2 protein-coding genes are annotated in these 692 nt (G+C 27.4%); both read right to left on the bottom strand.

Going from position 1 to position 692, the window contains the following annotated elements; all coding sequences use genetic code 4:
• Positions 1-284, bottom strand: a 284-nt coding sequence (locus EHV01_RS06275) for a hypothetical protein (RefSeq protein ID WP_422066710.1), incomplete at its 3' end; no start/stop codon positions are given.
• 3 nt (positions 285-287) lie between these two features.
• On the bottom strand, positions 288-692 hold a 405-nt coding region (locus EHV01_RS06270; RefSeq protein ID WP_422066709.1), incomplete at its 5' end, for a hypothetical protein.

Here is a 692-nt window from a genome sequence, read left to right as displayed (position 1 = left end):
TTTATTTCTTCACCTTTATATTTTTGTACTATTTTTAAACTACCTTGTCATTGTGCAATCGTACTTTCCATATTATCAAATATGCGTGAATAACTACCATAATCACTTGGTTTAGCATTATTAGGTTTTCAACCTGTTTCTGTATCAGGTATATATGAACTATAAACATTAAAAGGAAATACCATTCAATGTCTATTATCTCTTATGTTTTCTCTAATATCTATTAAAGTATCATGGGCTTGTCTTCTTAATTCTTCCATAACCCCGGGGTTAATTCTACTCATTTTTTAATTCTCCTTAATTTCTGTTCTACCTTGTAAGGCATTTTGATTATTACCAGTTTCATCATATTCTAGTAATTTATTATTATGTTCTATTTCTTTTGCCTGCATTTTATCTTGTCATTTTTCTATTTTTTCAAAATATTTGGTTGCTTCTAATTCATCAATATTATCATATTCAGTAATTGCTCTTATTGGCTCCATTGTGCCATTATCTAATCTAGCAGTAATTAATTCATTTTGTCGCATTTGGTCTACTAAACTAGCACTAATAAAATCAAATCCATAAGGTCTTTCACCATTTCCATCTCATAAACCATAATATTTTAAAACTGTATCAAACATTTTAGTATAATATTGCTTACGATATGCTTGTAAATATGCTTGTTTTTCTAAATCTTTTGTTTTART

It is taken from the genome of Spiroplasma sp. hy2, assembly GCF_044714365.1.
Lineage (GTDB): Bacteria > Bacillota_I > Bacilli_A > Mycoplasmatales > Mycoplasmataceae > Spiroplasma > Spiroplasma phoeniceum.
Note: the sequence above shows the minus strand (reverse complement) of the source record. Positions and strands in the feature narration are given on the sequence as shown.